Source organism: Methylobacterium sp. XJLW (assembly GCF_003254375.1).
In the GTDB taxonomy this organism is placed as follows: Bacteria; Pseudomonadota; Alphaproteobacteria; order Rhizobiales; family Beijerinckiaceae; genus Methylobacterium; species Methylobacterium fujisawaense.
Window position 1 is genome coordinate 460,032 of the sequence record NZ_CP016429.1, and the last position, 14,019, is coordinate 474,050.

General features: G+C 68.5%; 8 protein-coding genes. 5 read left to right on the forward strand and 3 right to left on the reverse strand.

Going from position 1 to position 14,019, the window contains the following annotated elements; translation table 11 throughout:
- Positions 1 to 58 precede the first annotated feature (58 nt).
- A complete protein-coding gene (locus A3862_RS02100; RefSeq protein ID WP_111474290.1) occupies positions 59 to 1,486 on the forward strand; it encodes an SGNH/GDSL hydrolase family protein in 1,428 nt (475 codons plus the stop codon).
- Between the two features lie 28 nt (positions 1,487 to 1,514).
- Here the strand turns inward: A3862_RS02100 and A3862_RS02105 are convergent, their stop codons facing one another.
- Positions 1,515 to 2,948, reverse strand: coding sequence for a glutamate synthase subunit beta (locus A3862_RS02105; protein WP_043353802.1), 1,434 nt, complete (start codon positions 2,946 to 2,948; stop codon positions 1,515 to 1,517).
- A gap of 101 nt (positions 2,949 to 3,049) precedes the next feature.
- Entirely contained in the window at positions 3,050 to 7,765 is a 4,716-nt protein-coding gene (gene gltB / locus A3862_RS02110) for a glutamate synthase large subunit (protein ID WP_043754887.1), read from the reverse strand.
- A 538-nt stretch (positions 7,766 to 8,303) separates the two neighbouring features.
- On the opposite strand from gltB, the gene A3862_RS02115 reads away from it, so the two are divergent.
- Positions 8,304 to 9,149 (forward strand): hypothetical protein, encoded by an 846-nt coding sequence (locus tag A3862_RS02115; RefSeq protein ID WP_111473173.1) that lies wholly within the window; start codon positions 8,304 to 8,306, stop codon positions 9,147 to 9,149.
- 37 nt (positions 9,150 to 9,186) lie between these two features.
- Here A3862_RS02115 and fdhD read toward each other — a convergent pair whose 3' ends face one another.
- A complete protein-coding gene (gene fdhD, locus A3862_RS02120; protein WP_043348477.1) occupies positions 9,187 to 10,029 on the reverse strand; it encodes a formate dehydrogenase accessory sulfurtransferase FdhD in 843 nt (280 codons plus the stop codon).
- A gap of 300 nt (positions 10,030 to 10,329) precedes the next feature.
- Between fdhD and coxB the strand changes: the two genes are divergently transcribed.
- The 3 genes from coxB (at position 10,330) to A3862_RS02135 (ending at position 14,014) form a co-directional block, all read left to right on the forward strand.
- Positions 10,330 to 11,169: a cytochrome c oxidase subunit II gene (gene coxB, locus A3862_RS02125; protein ID WP_043348479.1), complete on the forward strand. Its 840-nt coding sequence runs from the start codon at positions 10,330 to 10,332 to the stop codon at positions 11,167 to 11,169.
- Between the two features lie 50 nt (positions 11,170 to 11,219).
- Entirely contained in the window at positions 11,220 to 12,848 is a 1,629-nt protein-coding gene (gene ctaD, locus A3862_RS02130; RefSeq protein WP_043348481.1) for a cytochrome c oxidase subunit I, read from the forward strand.
- 215 nt (positions 12,849 to 13,063) lie between these two features.
- Positions 13,064 to 14,014: a heme o synthase gene (locus tag A3862_RS02135; protein ID WP_043380432.1), complete on the forward strand. Its 951-nt coding sequence runs from the start codon at positions 13,064 to 13,066 to the stop codon at positions 14,012 to 14,014.
- Positions 14,015 to 14,019 lie beyond the last annotated feature (5 nt).

The following is a 14,019-nucleotide window of genomic DNA, read 5'->3' on the forward strand; positions in this document are numbered from 1 at the left end:
ACCTATACTGTGCGCGTTCCGAACGGGTTGGGTTCGGCGTACAGCGTACGGGATGCGCATGGTAGTCGCTCGTCGGCGTCACTCGGAACGCCCGTTGCTCCTCGGCCTCGCGGCCCTGCTGGGGCTCGCCGGTCTGTCCGTCCTCGGCGGGGGACCGGCCCGCGCGCAATGGGGCGACAGCTATCAGCAGCCCGGCGGAGGCACCTATTATGAGGCTCCGCCGCGGCGTCGGCCACGGGATGCGTATTACCGTGACGACGGCACATACGGGCGCCAACCCCGATACGCGCCGCAGCAGGAGGCGCCGCGCCAGTTCTACTGGCCCTGGGAGGACAGGCCGCAGCCGGTGGCGCCACAGCCGGAGCGCACCTACCGGGCGCCACGCTCACGTCCCCCCTACGCGACCGGGGAGGCACAACGACCGGCTCCCGCGGTGAAGCGGCGGGTCCGCCCGGCGCGGGCGCCGACGCCGCCGAAGCCGGCCGTCGCCAAGACCGAGCCGAACGTCCAGATCGCCGTGTTCGGCGATTCCCTGGCCGACCACCTCGCGAAGGGCCTCGACGACGTCTTCGAGGACAATGCCGACGTCGCCGTGATCGACCGTGCCAAAGGCGACAGCGGCCTCGTACGCAAGGACGTGGTCGACTGGCCGAAGGTTGCCCAGGACTATCTCCAGAGCAACGCGAAAGTGCGCTACGCCTTCGTGATGATGGGCGCCAACGATCGGCAGCCGATCCGCGACGGGGACGAGACGGTCGATCCGCTGACGGATCGCTGGCGTGCCCTCTATCGCGCACGGGTCGAAGCGCTGGTGAAGGTGTTCGTCGATCGCAAGATCCCGCTGATCTGGGTCGGATTGCCGCCGATGCAGAGCGAATCGCTGAGCCGCGATCTCGCGTCGCTGAACGAGATCGTGCGCGACAGCGTGACCAAGGCCGGCGGCACCTATGTCGATATCTGGCCGGGCTTCGTCGACGATCGGGACCGGTACGCGGCGTCGGGACCGGATCCGGAAGGACAGATCGCCAAGCTGCGCACCGCGGATGGTGTCCACTTCACCAAAGCGGGTGACCGCAAGCTCGCGCATTTCGCCGATGTCGAGCTGAAGCGCCTCATGGGCACCGTGCCGGGATCGGCCGAGCCTTCGCCCACCGCAACCGTTGCGCCGACGGCGCCGTCCTCGACCTCGGGGCCCAGCCTCGACGGGCCCGCGCCGGCAACCGACACCGCGGCGATCGATCGCCAGATCACCGCCATGCTGCCGAGCCTGCCGGAACCCCCCGGTGTGCCGGCGCTTCCGGTCAAGCCCGCGGCCGGACCTGTGGTCCCGCTGAGCCGCATGGAGGTCTCGCCCGGCGGCGCCCTCCTGAACGGGCGGCCGCGCGAGCCGGACAACCTCGGCACCGTGGAGCGGACGCTTCTGCGCGGAAACGCCCCCATGCCGCAGCCCGGCCGCGCCGACGATTTCCGCTGGCCGCCCGGCTGAGCCGGGCGCGCCTCTCTCTCGGTCGGCTTCAGCGCGGCAGGACGCTCGCGCCCATCAGGGTCTCGTCGATGGCGCGCGCCGCCTGACGTCCCTCACGAATAGCCCAGACTACCAGGGACTGGCCGCGGCGCATGTCGCCCGCCGCCCAGATCTTCGGATCCGAGGTCTGGTAGTCGTCCTCGTTGGCCTCGACGTTGCCGCGCTTGCTCACGCCGATTCCGGATTGCTCCAGGAGACCCTTCTGGACCGAGCCGGCGAAGCCGATCGCCATGAAGACGAGGTCGGCGGGCAGGACGAACTCGGTGCCGGGAATCGGCTGACGCTTGGCGTCGACCCGGGCGCAGACCACCCCGGTGAGCTGGCCCTTCTTGTTGCCCTGGAGCCGGAGCGTCGCGGCCTGGAACTCGCGCTCCGCCCCCTCGGCCTGGCTGGACGAGGTCCGCATCTTCGTCGGCCAGTACGGCCACACGGTCAGCTTGTCCTCCCGCTCGGGGGGACGGGGGCGGATGTCGAGCTGCGTCACCGACAGGGCACCCTGGCGGAACGCGGTACCGACGCAATCGGAGGCGGTGTCGCCGCCGCCGATGACGACCACGTTCTTGCCGCCCGCCAGGATCGGCAGCTCGCCGTTGCCGCGCATCGGCTCGCTGCTGACCCGGCGGTTCGACTGGACGAGATAGGGCATCGCGTAGTGAACGCCCTCCAGCTCCTGTCCCGGGAGCTGCGGGTTGCGGGGATCCTCGGCGCCGCCGCAGAACATCACGGCGTCGAACTCGGCCTTGAGCTCGTCCACCGACTTCGTCACGCCGATGTTCTGGTTGTAGTGGAAGACGACGCCCTCGGCCTCCATCTGGCGCACGCGCCGGTCGATGTGCCGCTTCTCCATCTTGAAGTCGGGGATGCCGTAGCGCAGCAGGCCGCCGGCCTTCGGCTCGCGCTCGAAGACATGGACGTCGTGACCGACCCGGGCGAGCTGCTGCGCCGCCGCCATGCCCGCGGGACCGGAGCCGACGATGGCGACGCGCTTGCCGGTGCGGGTCTCTGCGGGCTCGGGCTTGACCCAGCCCATGTTCCAGGCCCGGTCGGCGATCGCCTGCTCGATCGTCTTGATAGCGACGGGCTGGTTCTCGAGATTCAGCGTGCAGGCTTCCTCGCACGGCGCGGGGCAGATGCGGCCGGTGAACTCGGGGAAGTTGTTGGTGGAATGGAGGTTGCGCGCAGCCTCCTCCCAATCCGACTGGAAGACGAGGTCGTTCCAGTCCGGGATCTGGTTGTGGACCGGGCAGCCCGTCGGGCCGTGGCAGAACGGGATGCCGCAATCCATGCAGCGGGCCGCCTGTTTGGTCAGGTCGTGCTCGTCGAGCGGCAGCGTGAACTCGCGGAAATGCCGGACCCGGTCGGCGGCGAGCTGGTACTTCTGCTCCTGCCGGTCGAACTCGAGGAAACCTGTGATCTTGCCCATTGGTCCGCCCCTGGGCCGGCCAGTCCGTGACTGCGCTGCCCGCGTCGTCTCACATCATGCGTGCGTGACCGGGCGGCGAACCGCCCGGTTCGGGTGTCCGCCTATTCCGCGGCCACCGGCATCCGCGCCATCTCCATCTCGCGCAGCGCCCGGCGGTACTCCACCGGCATGACCTTCACGAACTTGGTGCGGTAGCCGCTCCAATCGTCGAGGATCGCCTTGGCGCGGGGGCTGCCCGTGTACTTGAGATGGTTGGTGATGAGCTGCGTCAGCCGCTCCTCGTCGTGCCCGGACATGTCGGCCAGGATGTCGACCCGCCCCTTGGTCTCCAGATCGCCGTCCTGGTGGAAGCGACGCATCAGGTCGTCCTCCTCCTCGACCGGCTCCAGATCGACCATCGACAGGTTGCAGCGCGCCGAGAACGAGCCGTCCTCGTCGAGCACGTAGGCGATACCGCCCGACATGCCGGCCGCGAAGTTGCGCCCGGTCTCGCCGATCGACACGACCACGCCGCCGGTCATGTACTCGCAGCCATGGTCGCCCATGCCCTCGACCACCGTGATGGCGCCCGAGTTCCGCACGGCGAAGCGCTCGCCGGCAGAGCCGCGAATGTAGCACTCGCCCGCGATCGCCCCGTACAGCACGGTGTTGCCGACCATGATGGTCCGGTCCTGCGGCGACTTCAGCGCGTCGCTCGGCCGGATGATCAGCTTGCCGCCCGACAGGCCCTTGCCGACATAGTCGTTGCCGTGGCCCGTCAACTCGAGGGTCACGCCGGCCGCCACCCAGGCGCCGAAGCTCTGGCCGGCGGTGCCGGCGAGCTTCACCACGATGGTGTCGTCGGGCAGGCCCTCGTGCCCATGCGCCTTGGCGACCATGCCGGACAGCATCGCTCCGGTCGCCCGATCCGAATTTCGGATCGTGTCGGTCAGGACGACGGGCTCGCCGGTCTCGATGGCGCGCTGGGCACCCGCGATCAGGCGACGGTCGAGGACCGTGTCGATCGGGTGATGCTGCACCTCCACGTGGCGGATCGCCGTGCCCTCGGCCACCTTCGGCCGGTGGAACAGCTTGGTGAAGTCGAGCCCGCGCGCCTTCCAGTGGGCGATGGCGTCGACCTTGTCGAGCAGGTCCGAGCGTCCGACCGCTTCCTCCAGCTTGGTGAAGCCCAGCGACGCCAGGATCTCGCGCACCTCCTCGGCCACGAAGAAGAAGTAGTTCACCACGTGCTCGGGCGTGCCCTTGAAGCGCTTGCGCAGCACCGGATCCTGCGTGGCAACGCCCACCGGACAGGTGTTCAGATGGCACTTGCGCATCATGATGCAGCCGGCGGCGATCAGCGGCGCCGTCGAGAAGCCCATCTGGTCGGCACCGAGCAGGGCCGCGATGATCACGTCGCGCCCGGTGCGGATACCGCCGTCGGCCTGGAGGGCGACGCGCCCGCGCAGGCCGTTGAGCACCAGCGTCTGCTGGGTCTCGGCCAGCCCGGTCTCCCACGGCCCGCCCGCATGCTTGAGCGAGGTCAGCGGCGCGGCACCGGTGCCGCCGTCGAAGCCCGAGATCGTGATGTGGTCGGCCCGCGCCTTGGCGACGCCGGCCGCGACCGTGCCGACACCGACCTCGGAAACGAGCTTCACCGACACGTCCGCCGACGGATTCACGTTCTTCAGGTCGAAGATCAGCTGGGCCAGATCCTCGATCGAGTAGATGTCGTGGTGGGGTGGCGGCGAGATCAGGCCGACGCCCGGCGTGGCGTAGCGGACCTTGGCGATCTTGGCGTCGACCTTGTGGCCGGGCAGCTGGCCGCCCTCGCCGGGCTTGGCACCCTGCGCGACTTTGATCTGCATCATGTCGGAATTGACGAGGTATTCCGTCGTGACGCCGAAACGGCCGGACGCAACCTGCTTGATCGAGGACCGGCGCGAGCGCCCGTCCGGCAGCGGCTTGAACCGCTCGACCTCCTCGCCGCCCTCGCCGGAGTTCGAGCGGCCGCCGAAGGAGTTCAGCGCGATGGCGAGCGTCTCGTGCGCCTCCTTGGAGATGGAGCCGTACGACATGGCGCCGGTGGCGAAGCGCTTGACGATCTCGGAGGCCGGCTCGACCGACTCCAGAGGGACCGGCTGACGGCCGATCTCCGGGGCCGACTTGATCCGGAACAGGCCGCGCAGCGTCTTGAGCTGGTGCTCCTGGCGGTTCACGAGATCGGCATATTCCCGGTAGCGCTCGGGCACGTTGAGGCGCACCGCGTGCTGCAGCGTGGCCACCGTGTCCGGCGTCCAGGTGTGGGTCTCGCCGCGCAGGCGGTAGGCGTATTCGCCGCCGACATCGAGGGCGTTCCGGTAGACCGGCGCGTCCCCGAAGGCGTCGCGGTGACGGCGCACCGTCTCCTCGGCGATCTCGGCCATGCCGACGCCCTCGATGGTCGTCGCAGTGCCGAAGAAGTCGCGGCCCACGAAGGTCGAGTTCAGCCCGACCGCGTCGAAGATCTGGGCGCCGCAATAGGACTGGTAGGTCGAGATGCCCATCTTGGACATCACCTTCAGCAGGCCCTTATCGATCGCCTTGATGTAACGGTAGATGATCTCGTCGTCGGTGAGATCCGGGGGGAACTCATCCTTCATCTCGAGCAGCGTCTCGAAGGCGAGATACGGGTTGATCGCCTCGGCGCCGTAGCCCGCCAGGCAGGCGAAGTGATGCACTTCGCGCGGCTCGCCCGATTCGACCACGAGGCCGACCGAGGTCCGCAGCCCCTTGCGGATCAGGTAATTGTGGACGGAGGCCGTGGCGAGAAGCGCCGGAATCGGGATCCGGTCCGGCCCGACCGCCCGGTCGGTGAGAACGATGATGTTGTAGCCGCCGCGCACCGCAGCCTCGGCCCGGTCGCAGAGGCGGTCCAGCGCCCCGTCCATGGCCTGCGCGCCCGACTCGGCCGGGTAGGTCATGTCGAGCGTCTTGGTGTCGAACCGGTCCTCGAAATGGCCGATCGAGCGGATCTTCTCCAGGTCACCGTTCGTCAGGATCGGCTGGCGGACCTCCAGGCGCTTGCGCCGGGAGGCGCCTTCCATGTCGAGCAGGTTCGGCCGCGGCCCGATGAACGACACGAGGCTCATCACGGCCTCCTCGCGGATCGGGTCGATCGGCGGGTTCGTGACCTGCGCGAAGTTCTGCTTGAAGTAGGTGTAGAGCAGCTTCGACTTCTCGGAGAGCGCCGAGAGGGGCGTATCCGTGCCCATCGAGCCGACCGCCTCCTGGCCGGTGACGGCCATGGGCTGCATCAGCAGCTTGAGGTCTTCCTGGGTGTAGCCGAAGGCCTGCTGACGATCGAGCAGGCTGACGTCGCCGCGCGACTCGCGCGGCTGCACCGGGCGCAGATCCTCCAGGACGATCTGGGTGTTCTTGACCCAATCGGCATAGGGGTGCGCGGCGGCGAGCTCGCCCTTGATCTCCTCGTCCGAGACGATGCGACCCTTCTGCAGGTCGATCAGCAGCATCCGGCCCGGCTGGAGGCGCCAGGATTGCACGATCTTCTCGTCCGGGATCGGCAGGGTACCCATCTCGGAGGCGAGCACCACGAGGCCGTCATCGGTGACGATGTAGCGGGCCGGGCGCAGACCATTCCGGTCGAGGGTCGCGCCGATCTGGCGGCCGTCCGTGAAGGCCACGGCGGCGGGGCCGTCCCACGGCTCCATCAGCGCGGCGTGATACTCGTAGAAGGCGCGCCGCTCCTCGGTCATCAGCGGGTTGCCGGCCCAGGCCTCCGGGATGAGCATCATCATCGCGTGGGCGAGCGGGTATCCGCCCTGCACGAGGAACTCGAGGGCGTTGTCGAAGCAGGCGGTATCCGACTGCCCTTCGTACGAGATCGGCCACAGCTTCGAGATGTCGTTGCCGAACAGGTCGGAATCGACGCTCGCCTGACGGGCGGCCATCCAGTTGACGTTGCCCCGCAGCGTGTTGATCTCGCCGTTATGGGCGACCATCCGGTACGGGTGCGACAGCCGCCAGGTCGGGAACGTATTGGTGGCGAAACGCTGGTGGACGAGGGCGATCGCCGAGACGAAGCGCTTGTCCTTCAGGTCGAGGAAGTAGCCGCCGAGCTGCGTGACCAGCACCATGCCCTTGTAGACGATGGTCCGGGACGACACCGAGACCGGGTAGAACTCCTTCACCCGCGGGTCTTCGAGGGCGTAGACCTTGTTGGAGATCACCTTGCGGGCGACATAGACCCGGCGCTCGAACGCGTCCTGGTCGGTGACCGAGGCCGGCCGGCCGATGAAGACCTGACGGTGATGCGGCTCGGTCGCCTTCACGGCCTCTCCGAGATCCTCCGGATCGACCGGCACGTCGCGCCAGCCGAGCAGCGGCAGGCCCTCGGCGGCGAGCGCCGATTCGACGATCTCCTGAATGATCGCCCGCGGCTCGTCCGCCTTCGGCATGAAGAACTGGCCGATCGCGTACGAACCCGCCGGCGGCAGCTCGAATCCGAGCCGCGAGCATTCCTCGGCGAAGAAGCCGTGCGGAATCTGCGTGAGGATGCCGCAGCCGTCGCCCATCTTGGGATCGGCGCCCACCGCACCGCGATGGTCGAGGTTCTCCAGGATCTTCAGACCCTGCGCGACGATCGCGTGGGTCCGGCGGTCGTGCATGTCGGCGATGAAGCCGACGCCGCAGGCATCGCGCTCGTTCGCGGGATCGTAGGAACCCTGGGCTTTCGGAAGGGCGGGATCGCGCACGATGAGCGGCATCGCGCCGCCGCGCGGGGCGGCAGCCTGGGCCGTGGACGCAGCAAACTCTTCGGCAGCCCTGCGTTGTGACATGCTTCGTCTCGTCCTTCCCTCGAACCCGTCCGCAGCCAAGAACCCGCGAGCATGTTTCATGCCCGCAAGCCGTCGGCGCCCGGCGCTTCGGCCTCTTGCCGCAGGCCATCCGGCCGGTCCGGGTGGACACGTCCGTCGGCTTGCGTTCATCGAGGACCCAGACCGCTCAGGGAGCGGTGCGCTGGCGCGCCCGTATCCGTCAGCCGAAGAACTCGCCCGCGCGCGAGACGGCGACGGCCGGGGTGCACGGCCGATGGGACAGTTGTGCTGTCCTAAGTCGCAAAACTGCCAGATTGAAATGTTTTCAGCAAGAGACTGCTGGCGGCTGCGGCGTCGCCGCTCTGGATGAGGGGGCGGACCCGGCTCCCGGCCTCCGCAATCTCGCCCGAATCGCGGGTTCTACCGGGCAGGCCGAGCACAAGCGGCATGCGGGGCAACGACCTCGCCGGCATGGTCGAGGTCCGGGTCCACCGGCCCGGACCATGCCGGAACCGGACACTCTGCCGGGTCTCCAAACCGAGAACGCACAAGAGTGACGATGAAGAGCAGAGTTGCACGCCTCCGACGACCGACGATCCTGACGCTGGGCGCGGTCGTCCTATCGGCCGCGACCTGCCTGGGTGCATCCAGCGGCGCCCACGCGCAATTCGCTTTCGAGGATGAGGTCCTCCCCCCGCGCGTCGTGGCTTGGCGCCTCGCAGACCGCGGCTTCAGCGGCCTCAGCCGCCCGCGCTTCGACGGGCGGGTCTACGTCGTCGAGGCCGTCGGCCCCGCCGGCGTGCCGGTGCGGCTCTTCGTCGATCCGATGACAGGGGCGATCGTGGGCCGCCAGCGGACGGGCGCGCCGGAAACCTACGCGCGGCTTGAGCGGCCCACACCCGGATTCGGTTGGACCGAGGACGAGGCCCTCCCCCGTCGCGCGATCCGCCCGGCCCCGCCCGCCGAGGACCCGATGGCGCGACCGCAGCGCCGACCGGGTGGCGAAGCCTTCCGACCGGACGTCAATCCCGACGGGCTCAACCCCGACGGCGTCGTCCGCAGCGCTCCGTCCAGAAAGGTCGCACGGGCGACGCCCGCGCGCACGCCGGAGCTGAAGACGCCCCACCGCACCTCACCCGAGGCGCCGGCCCCCAAGATCGCTCCCGCCGACACGGCCAAGAGCGATCCGAATCCGCCCTCAGCGCCCGAGACCAAGGCGGCATCGATCGAGAAATCCCCCTCGCCGGCCCCGACGACGCCTGCTGCAGGACCCTCGAAGCCGGCCGGAGCCCCCGTCGCGGACGCGGCCAAGCCGGCCGCGAAGGACTGGAAGGACCCGCCGTCGGACAAGAAGCCGGTGCGGGTGATCGGCGGTGCCACCATCGTCCCGGGCCCGTCCGAATAGGCGCGCCGGCTCTGGCCTCGGCGTCACCCGCCGGTGGTCAGCCGCCGGCGGTCAGCCTCTCTGCGCCCGTGAAGACCGTGACGGTATCGGCCCGCGCGATGGCGCAGAGCGTCAGGCCATAGGATCGGGCACGTTCGAGGGCCAGCGACGTCGGTGCCGAGATGGCGACGATCACAGCCGCGCCGAGCCGTGCGGCCTTTTCAACCATCTCGAACGAGCAGCGGCTGGTGATGACGAGAAAACCCTCGTCCGCGGGCGTGCCCGCCCGCATCAGGGCGCCGATCAGCTTGTCGAGGGCGTTGTGGCGGCCGACATCCTCACGGACCGCCGCGAGGCTGCCGTCGCGGCGAGCCCAGGCCGCCGCGTGAACGGCGCGCGTCTGCGCGCCGAGCACCTGCGCCCGATCCAGCTCGGAGAGCGCGCGGGCGATGGCCGGTAGAGCGATCCGGACTTCGGACGCGGCCCGCCCCCCGGCCCGCGGCAGTTGCGCCAGATCCTCGATGCCACAGACGCCGCAACCGGTCCGGCCGCTGATGGCGCGCTTGCGCGCCAAGTGCTCGCGAAGCCGACCGGGCGCCAGATCGACGTGAAGGCGCAGGCCGTCCTCGGCCATCTCGACCCGGGTCGCGCGGATCTCGTCCACGCTGTCCACGATCCCTTCCGTGAGGCTGAACCCGTAGGCGAAATCCTCCAGATCGGCGGGCGTCGCCATCATCACCGCGTGCGGCACGCTGCCGTAGACGAGGTTGACCGGCGCCTCCGCTGCGAGCGCCCGCGTGTCCGGCTTCGGCGCCGAACCGTGATAGGCCATCACCTGCATGGACACCGGCACCGCGCAGGGCGGCAGACCGGACGTTCGGCTTCCGGTTTCCGTCGACATCTCGAACTCCGATGGGGTGATACGAACGGCCGGCGATGGCTCATCCCCCGCGCCATGCGACCGTGAATGATTTCGCCGTTCCCTAGTGCGCCGACGCCACGAGACACCGCCAACTGGCTGGAAAGCGCGCGATGCGACGCTTGTGCGGTTGCACCTCGCCGGCCCTTGTGGTCTGAAGCCCCGGTCGGATAATGCCGGGTGACACAACCGGTACTCCGTCACGTCGGTACAATCCCGCACGCAGTCAAGACGGGACGGTTCGGCGGCAGCCAGATAGTTCAAGGGAGCCACGAGAGGCAGATGCGGACGGTGCGGACGATCAACCGGTCACTCTGGAGCCTCGCCGCTCTCGGCGCCCTGCTCTTCCCGATATCAGGCGCGCAGGCTGCGGGCTTCGGTCAGCCCGTGCCGTGGGAGATGGACCGGCAGATTCCGGTCACCGACAACGCGCGCGACATCCTGAACTTCGAAATCGGCCTGCACTGGCTGTCCCTCGGGATTTCCGTCTTCGTCCTGGGGCTGATCCTCTGGTGCATCTACCGCTTCAGCGAGAAGCGGAACCCGACGCCGTCGCGCACCACGCACAACACCGCCATCGAGATCGCCTGGACGATCGTGCCGGTGCTGATCCTGGTCGCCGTCGCGATCCCGTCCTTCCGCCTGCTGCGCACGCAGCTCTCGGATCCGAAGGCCGACATGATCGTCAAGGTCATCGGCCACGCGTGGTACTGGTCCTACGAGTACCCGCAGACCGAGGCCGGCGGCGGCTTCACCTTCGACGCCAACATCGACGAGGACAAGCAGCCGCGCCTGCTCCAGACCGACAACGAGATGGTCGTTCCGGTCAACAAGATCGTGAAGATCCAGGTCACCGCTGCCGATGTGCTGCATTCCTGGGCCATGCCGGCCTTCGGCTTCAAGATCGACGCCGTTCCCGGCCGCCTGAACCAGATGTGGTTCAAGGCCGACAAGGAAGGCACCTTCCACGGTCAGTGCTCCGAGCTGTGCGGCCAGCGCCATGCCTACATGCCGATCGTGGTCCGCGTGGTCAGCGAGCAGGCCTATGCCGAATGGCTGAAGGAGGCGAAGACCAAGTACGCCCGCATCGACAACGGCACGAGCTTCGCCGAGGCCCGCTGAGCCCCGGCTGACCGAACCGAACCCATCAGATTCACAAGGCATTCGAATCCATGGCTACAGCCGCAGCCCATGCCGGGGCCCACGAGGTCCACGACCATAAGCCATCGTTCTTCGCCCGCTGGTTCCTGTCGACGAACCACAAGGACATCGGCACCCTCTACCTGCTGTTCGCCTTCTGCGCCGGCATGATCGGCGCGTTCCTCTCCTTCGGCATCCGGATGGAGATGGAGGCGCCCGGCCTGCAGTATTTCTCGAACCCCGCGACCTACAACGTGTTCGTCACGGGACACGGCCTCATCATGGTGTTCTTCATGGTGATGCCGGCGCTGATCGGTGGCTTCGGCAACTGGTTCGTGCCCCTCATGATCGGCGCGCCCGACATGGCGTTCCCGCGCATGAATAACATCTCGTTCTGGCTGACGGTGGCGGGCTTCTGCTCCCTGCTCTGCTCGCTGTTCGTCGAGGGCGCGCCCGGCGCGTCCGGCGCCGGCACCGGCTGGACCGTCTACCCGCCGCTCTCGACCGCCGGCCATCCCGGCCCGGCCGTCGACTTCGCGATCTTCGCCCTGCACCTCTCGGGCGCGGGCTCGATCCTCGGCGCGATCAACTTCATCACCACCATCCTGAACATGCGCGCCCCGGGCATGACGCTGCACAAGATGCCGCTCTTCGCCTGGGCCGAGCTGGTCACCGCCTTCCTGCTGCTGCTCTCGCTGCCGGTGCTGGCGGGCGCCATCACGATGCTGCTGACGGACCGCAACTTCGGCACGACCTTCTTCGATCCGGCCGGCGGCGGTGACCCGATCCTGTACCAGCACCTGTTCTGGTTCTTCGGTCACCCCGAAGTGTACATCATGATCCTGCCGGCCTTCGGCATCGTGTCGCACATCATCGCCACGTTCTCGCGCAAGCCCGTGTTCGGCTACCTCGCGATGGCCTACGCCATGGTGGCGATCGGCGTCGTCGGCTTCGTCGTGTGGGCCCACCACATGTACACGGTCGGCCTGTCGCTGCAGACGCAGTCCTACTTCGTGTTCGCCACCATGGTGATCGCGGTCCCGACCGGCGTGAAGATCTTCTCGTGGATCGCCACCATGTGGGGCGGCTCCATCCGCTTCACCGCCGCGATGCACTGGGCGGTGGGCTTCATCTTCCTCTTCACCGTCGGCGGCGTCACCGGCGTCGTGCTCGCCAACTCGGCGGTCGATAAGTACCTGCACGACACCTACTACGTGGTCGCGCACTTCCACTACGTGCTGTCCCTGGGTGCCGTGTTCATCATCTTCGCCGGTGTCTACTACTGGTTCCCGAAGATGACCGGCCACATCATCCCCGAGTGGGCCGGCAAGCTGCACTTCTGGCTGGCCTTCATCGGCGCGAACGTCCTGTTCTTCCCGATGCACTTCCTCGGCCTCGCCGGCATGCCGCGTCGCTACGCCGACTATCCGGATGCCTTCGCCCAGTGGCACAAGGTGTCGACCTACGGCGGCCACATCTTCGGCCTCGGCATGTTCGTGTTCGTGATCGGCGTGGTCCTGGCCTTCCGCTCCAAGGAGCGGGCCGCGGACAACCCGTGGGGCGAAGGCGCCACCACCCTCGAGTGGACGCTTTCCTCCCCGCCGCCCTTCCACCAGTTCGAGACGCTGCCCCGCATCGTCGACGAGCCGGGCGCGCACTGATAGAGATCTCGCGAGGGCCGCATCTGCGGCCCTCGCCCTTCCCCGGAGGCCGGTCGGCCGACCTCCCGGCAAGGGCGAGCGTTGAGGGCGATCCGCACGGGCCGAGGACGACGTCCTGGGCCCCGCTCACGCCGACTCTTGGAACACGTCGAATTCGAGAACCGACTCGGCCGTGACGCGCGCGGCCGGGCGCCGACACAGCAGCGGCAGACGCGATGACGAGCCTGACGAACACGATCGGACCGGAGGTCCCCGCCCCGGCCCTCACGAGCGCCGGCGGCGACGTTCCGGACTATTTCGCCCTGCTGAAGCCGCGGGTGATGGTCCTCGTCATCTTCACCGCCCTGGTCGGCATGGTGGTCTCCCACGGGCACGTGCAGCCGGCGATCGGCGCGATCTCGCTGCTCGCCATCGCGGTCGGCGCCGGTGCCTCCGGCTGCCTCAACATGTGGTGGGACGCGGATATCGACGCCGTGATGAGCCGCACGGCGACGCGGCCGATCCCTGCGGGCAAGATCACGTCGGAGGAGGCCCTCGGCTTCGGCCTGTTCCTCTCGGTGGCGTCCGTGCTGGTGCTGGGCCTCACCGCCAACTGGCTGGCCGCGGCGCTCCTGGCCTTCACCATCGTGTTCTACGCGGTGGTCTATTCCATGTGGCTGAAGCGGGCGACGGCGCAGAACATCGTCATCGGCGGCGCCGCGGGCGCCCTGCCGCCGGTCATCGGTCAGGCGGTGGTGACCGGCTCGGTGGGCATCGAGTCCCTGATCCTGTTCGCCATCATCTTCATCTGGACCCCGCCCCACTTCTGGGCGCTCGCCCTAATCAAGGCCGACGAGTACGCCCGCGCCGGCATCCCGATGATGCCAAACGTCGCCGGCCCGGCCTCCACCCGCCGCCAGATCGTGTGGTACTCGCTGCTTCTCGCGCCCCTCGGCCTCGTGCCGGTCGCGCTCGGCTTCGGCGGCCTCGTCTACGCGGTGGTCGGCCTTGTGGGCGGCCTCGGTATGGTGGCCTTCAGCATCCGGGTTCTCCGGAACCGCGAGGGCGATGCCGAAAAGCGTGCCGCCATGGGCATGTTCGGCTTCTCGATCCTCTACCTGTTCGCGCTGTTCTCGGCGCTCCTGGCCGAGCAGAGCTTCGGCCTGTTCCGCCCGGTCCTGGGCTGAGCGCC